Source organism: Allocoleopsis sp., from assembly GCF_036703385.1.
In the GTDB taxonomy this organism is placed as follows: Bacteria; Cyanobacteriota; Cyanobacteriia; order Cyanobacteriales; family Coleofasciculaceae; genus Allocoleopsis.
In genome coordinates, this window is record NZ_DATNPA010000454.1 from 1 (window position 1) to 5,503 (window position 5,503).

Genomic DNA, 5,503 nt, shown 5'->3' on the forward strand with positions numbered 1-5,503 from the left:
ATAACATCACCACCTTCACCTACTTTTGCTGGTTTATATATTCCTCCATAGTTGGAGAAGGAAGTAGTATTAATCTTTCCCTCGACCGTAATGTTGCCTGTGTTGAGGGTGTTTCCTGTAGCAGTGAGGTTAACTAAACCACCATTTCCAGTAGATGAATTACCATTTGAGGTAGATATTATCTCCCCTGCTACTGTTATATTGCCATTAATTGCTGTTAGCTTAATGTCGCCACCATTGCCAGATACAGCATCAATATTAGTATAGGAGCTGATTCCTCCTGTAGTGATGTTGCCGTTGGCAGCATGAAGCGTAATTGCACCGCCATTAGCATAACCCCAATTGCTAGACCCTAAACCTTTTGTGGTGATGTTACCGCGTGAATTAATAGTAATTGTTCCAGCATCTATATCAATATATGCTCGGATGGCGCTTGTATCAATAACTCGAGTTGAAATACTTCCAGCTAATCTATTAGGTCGATACTGATTTGTTAATAGTACCAATCCCTCTGGCTTAATTGGATTACTACTCCCTTCCTGAGATACGTTAATCTTCCCATTTACAATAATATTCGCACTCGTCACCCCACCAAAAGCAGGAGTCGGTGCAACTGTCCCAAAAATTCTATTTCCCGGTACTCCCTGGGGAAAAGTTGTCCAATCAATTCCCGCCCTTACATCTAACGTTGATTTAGCACTCCCATCAATGGTTAACGTTGTCCCATCTGCCAAGGGAACAGTTGCCAAACTAGCCAGAAACGGGTCAGAGTTATTCGGATTAATCGTATTCTCCCCTGAATCTATACCCGTAATCTCAACATTACCCAGCGTCACACTTCCCCCTGCCAAAATGTGTAAAGAAGCGCCCGTATAATCTTCTAAACTTACATCCCCATTGGTTAAAATAATCGGGTCATAAGGACTATCCAAACTCCCCAAATTTCCGTCCAATTTTTCAATCCGAAAACTTCCCCCACTCCAATAGTGAGCATCCCCTCTCACCGTGTTGGCACTTCGCAACACCATATCCCCACCCGAAAACAGCCCACTATTAGGATGATTCAAGGCAAAAATATCTACTCCTTGATTCCCCTGAAGTAGAAACTTTCCACCTGATGAGGCAATGAAAGGACTTGTGAAAGAGTCACGCATTTTCACAGTATCTTGGGCTTGTAAGGTCAAATCCCTTCCCGCAACAAGCTGTTCCTGTAAGTCCAGATTGCCCGCAGCCAGCGTTAAATCCTGCCCTACCGTTAAATTTCCCCGATTGATAATTGCTGCCCCAGGCTGATTCGTCCCATACTGCAACCCTGGAGTGACATTAACCGTCAGCAACGGCGGTGCTTGCGGATTAGTTGCACTAAACTCACTCCTATCAGGAAACTTAAAACTACTTGCCGTCGTTGCAAAAAACGAACCCCCAATCTCTAACCGAGCATTTTGACCAAAAATCACCCCATTGGGATTGAGGAAAAACAAACTCGCCGTCCCATTGGTGCGAAGTAACCCATCAATATTAGAAACCGAATTCCCCGTCACCCGACTGAAGATATTCTGAATCTGCAAGGCATTATTGAAAAACGCCTCACCCCCAGTAGGCACGGAAAACTCACTAAAGCTGTGGAACAGGTTAACCCCTGTCTGTGTTCCCCCGTCAATCGTACAAACAGTGCATCCTGGTGTGACTCTAGAATTAACCGGGAGCGTGTTATCTGGAAGGATTTGCGCTCTTGCAGGGCTGAGAGTGGCAAGACAGCCAACAACTATGCTGCTGGCTGCCCAAAAGCGGGGGAGGACTCGTGCCATTTAAATTTTTCTGGCCGTTGGGATAGATGTGATTGTATTGAATTATCTCTTGAGGAAGGTGTCAATTTTTATGACGTATATAAAAGACTGTTAATCTACAAAGGTCGGTATGTTGCAGTCCTGAATGATTTGTGAAGAAGGCGATATCCCCGACTTCTCCGAGGAAGCCAGGGATATGAACCGTTGAAATCTCACGACTAAAATAAAATGCTTACAAGCTTTCGATTAAAGTTGCGATCGCATCCGGATGCATCCCACTCAAGCGAGTTTTACCCGGCATTAAGACGACGTTCGGGGCTTGGGAACAGCGCTTGAGACAACCTGTTCGCTCAATTTTAACTTGGTCTTGCAAACCGCGATCGCTCCACCGCCCTAATATAGAGAGATTGCACGGAACTCCCAATTTTCTCAAGATTGTTAGTGGTTAGGCACTGATGAATATATAAAGCTGATAAAAATAAGGCAACTTAGAGAATTTCATTATGAAGAAAAGACAAATTTTGGCCTTCATCGGCGCAATAGTTGCTACCTGTCTCTTGGTAACCGGCTTACAGGTGTTTTCTCCAAATTCTGTAGGGGCGCAATCAGGTACCATTCTTGTATCCGCCGCTGCCAGTTTGAAAGAAGCTCTGGAAGAACTCAAGCCTCTTTACAAACAAACAAAGCCGAATGTAAACGTCATCTATAACTTCGGCTCATCTGGTGCGTTACAGCAACAAATTGAGAATGGCGCACCCGCTGATGTCTTTATCTCTGCCGCTAAAAAGCAAATGGATGCGTTGCAGTCCAAGGGGCTCATCCTCAACGACACTCGGCGCAATTTACTGACGAATAAACTCGTTTTGATTGTACCCAAAAATTATTCAGGCATTACGAGCTTTCGTCACTTAACCAACTCTAAAGTCAGGAAAATTGCGGTTGGAGAACCCAGGAGTGTTCCCGCAGGCCAATATGCCGAGGAAGTCTTCAGAAATCTAGGAATATCACAGCAAGTAAAATCAAAATTGGTATTAGGTAATAATGTCCGCCAAGTCCTTTCATTCGTCGAGAGTGGAAATGCCGATGCAGGTATTGTCTATGCTACAGATGCAAAAATATCATCACTGGTCAAACAGGTAGCAACCGCGCCAGCTAATTCCCATTCCCCAATTATTTATCCAGTCGCTGTACTTAAAAGCAGTAAAAATGCTGCTGCTGCCAGAGACTATGTTCAATTTTTATCGGCTAATAGAGCAGGAGCAGTATTCCAGAAATATGGATTTGGTAGGTCTTGATTACTAGTATTCAGCTGGTAGGAGTGTTGAGGCGATCGCTATTCAGGATTCTCAAGCGAACTCAGTAACTTCGCAAGAAAATCTGTCATATTTTATCTGTATTCTTCACGTCATTAGCCATGCGATTCGACCTATCTCCTCTCTGGATCTCCCTCAAGACAGCCTTGTTTGCAACGAGCCTTACCTTCTTTCTTGGCATTACAGCTGCCTATTGGATGCTGAACTACAAAGGAAGGTGGAAATCCCTGGTTGAAGGAATCTTTGTTTGTCCCCTGATTCTACCACCTACTGTAGTCGGCTTTTTATTACTACTTTTATTTGGCAAAAATGGGCCGCTTGGACAACTGTTATTTACGCTGAACTTTAGCATCGTTTTTACATGGTACGGTGCCGTGATTGCCGCTACAGTTGTTGCCTTCCCATTGATGTACAAAACAGCACTGGGAGCGTTTGAACAAATTGATGCAAATCTATTGAGAGTTGCTAGAACCCTTGGTGTTTCTGAGTGGACAATCTTTTGGCGTATTACTATCCCCCTAGCACTGCCAGGTATTTTAGCAGGAACTACTCTGGCTTTTGCCCGTGCTTTGGGTGAATTCGGCGCTACTCTGATGATCGCTGGCAACATTCCCGGACAAACCCAAACGATTCCAATGGCAATTTATTTTGCGGTTGAAGCCGGAGCGATGAATGAAGCTTGGGTGTGGGTAGTGTTCATTATGGGGATTTCTTTATCTGGCATGATCACTGTCAATTTTTGGCAAGAATCTAGAGGTAAGGTAAGGAGAGGAAGAGAGGGAAAAATCGGGAGATGGAGAGATAGAGAGAATCTATCAACCTCCAACCTTCAACCTTCAACCTTGTCTAAAACAGGACTGTTTGTAGATATCGAAAAGCAACTTTATGGCTTTTCATTAGACGTTTCTTTTAGTGCTAATGAACATGCCTTGGGCTTGCTAGGAGCTTCGGGTTCTGGCAAAAGTATGACCCTACGCTGCATTGCTGGAATTGATACACCCATGAAAGGTCGCATCGTTTTAAATGGGCGGGTGCTATTCGACTCAGAACAAGGAATTAATATTCCATCTCGCGATCGCAGAATTGGTTTTTTGTTTCAGAACTACGCCCTGTTCCCTCACCTAACGGTAGCTCAAAATATTGCGTTCAGCTTACCTAAGGGAACATCGCGTTTAACCGTCAAGCAGCAGGTTGAATGCCAACTCGCCGCAATGCAGTTAGAGGGATTAGCCAACCGATATCCTCATGAACTCTCTGGCGGACAGCAGCAACGAGTGGCGTTAGGGAGAGCGTTAGCGAGTCAACCGGAAGCGCTACTGTTGGATGAACCGTTTTCCGCCCTGGATACCCACTTACGCGCTCAGTTGGAAAAGCAGCTAATTTCAACGCTAGCCACTTATCAAGGCGTTACCCTATTTGTTACGCACAACCTGGAAGAAGCTTATCGAGTGTGTCGAGACTTGTTGGTACTCGAACGAGGTCATGCGATCGCATCTGGCTCTAAATATGACATTTTCGAGCGACCTGGAACGTTTAGCGTTGCTCAATTAACCGGGTGTAAGAACTTCTCTCGTGCTGTTGTCACTGCCTCCCAACAGGTAGATGCGATCGATTGGGGTTGCACCCTACAGGTGATCGAACCCATCCCAAACCCACTCTCTTCGGTAGGCATTCGCGCCCACCAAATCGCCTTCACCAACAAACCCAACCAGGAGAACACGTTCCCTTGCTGGCTGGTTCAGGCGATCGAAACACCGCATCGGATGACACTGTACCTCAAACTGAATTCCTCCCCCAGTCACCCCCAAGATTACCACCTGCAAGCGGAAGTCTTTAAAGAAAAATGGGAAAGCTTCAAAGACCAACCCTACCCGTGGCATATTCGTTTAGACCCACTGCGCCTGATTTTGATGAAGGAGTGACTCCACTGCCGTTAAAATAACTATTCAACCTTGTGTTGGAAAAGCAATATACATGGCGTAGGTTGTGAGTATCAGGGCAAAAGACTAAACTGTGGGGTTTGGAAAGCTGTAACTCGTAAACTCAACACTCTGAACAAAAATATATTTATAAACCGAACCAAAATAGAGAATGAATCTAGATGATAGGCTGAAATATAAGCAGCAAAAAATTGAAGCTTTAGAATATAAAATTGCGCGTCTAACTGAGGCTTTAGAATTCAAAAATCAAGCCCTGGAAGAGTGGGAAGAATGGGAGGAATTAGTCAGACAGCTATGGGGGGGAATTGAATATTGTGTTACCTCTTGCCGAGGTTGTAAGCATCTGGATGCATCGAGCCATGAAGAGAAATATTTTATTTGTGCGATACATCCTTATGGACAAAGAGATTGTGAAGATTGGGAATCAAGAGAAAAGTAATTTATTTACTTTTATAAACTTTCC

The 5,503-nt window shown here is 44.5% G+C and carries 5 protein-coding genes; 3 read left to right on the forward strand and 2 right to left on the reverse strand.

Features of this window, described 5'->3' with window-relative positions:
- Positions 1-1,808: filamentous hemagglutinin N-terminal domain-containing protein (locus V6C93_RS22340; protein ID WP_333478881.1), on the reverse strand; the 1,808-nt coding region annotated here is incomplete at its 3' end.
- Positions 1,809-2,019: 211 nt separating this feature from the next.
- Positions 2,020-2,220: a (2Fe-2S) ferredoxin domain-containing protein gene (locus V6C93_RS22345; RefSeq protein ID WP_333478882.1), complete on the reverse strand. Its 201-nt coding sequence runs from the start codon at positions 2,218-2,220 to the stop codon at positions 2,020-2,022.
- A gap of 70 nt (positions 2,221-2,290) precedes the next feature.
- Here V6C93_RS22345 and modA point away from each other — a divergent pair, with 70 nt between their 5' ends.
- From modA to V6C93_RS22360, 3 genes are all read left to right on the forward strand, one after another.
- Positions 2,291-3,082 carry a molybdate ABC transporter substrate-binding protein gene (gene modA / locus V6C93_RS22350; RefSeq protein WP_333478883.1) on the forward strand — a complete coding sequence of 264 codons (792 nt, stop codon included), beginning with the start codon at positions 2,291-2,293 and terminating at the stop codon, positions 3,080-3,082.
- A 119-nt stretch (positions 3,083-3,201) separates the two neighbouring features.
- Positions 3,202-5,022 carry a molybdate ABC transporter permease subunit gene (gene modB / locus V6C93_RS22355; protein ID WP_333478884.1) on the forward strand — a complete coding sequence of 607 codons (1,821 nt, stop codon included), beginning with the start codon at positions 3,202-3,204 and terminating at the stop codon, positions 5,020-5,022.
- Between the two features lie 169 nt (positions 5,023-5,191).
- Entirely contained in the window at positions 5,192-5,479 is a 288-nt protein-coding gene (locus tag V6C93_RS22360) for a hypothetical protein (RefSeq protein ID WP_333478885.1), read from the forward strand.
- Positions 5,480-5,503: the final 24 nt, after the last annotated feature.

What these genes read in the sequence shown, in the direction of transcription:
- modA (WP_333478883.1), top strand. Translation starts at nt 2,291, where the DNA reads ATGAAGAAAAGACAAATTTTGGCCTTCATCGGCGCAATAGTTGCTACC.
- modB (WP_333478884.1), top strand. Translation starts at nt 3,202, where the DNA reads ATGCGATTCGACCTATCTCCTCTCTGGATCTCCCTCAAGACAGCCTTG.
- V6C93_RS22360 (WP_333478885.1), top strand. Translation starts at nt 5,192, where the DNA reads ATGAATCTAGATGATAGGCTGAAATATAAGCAGCAAAAAATTGAAGCT.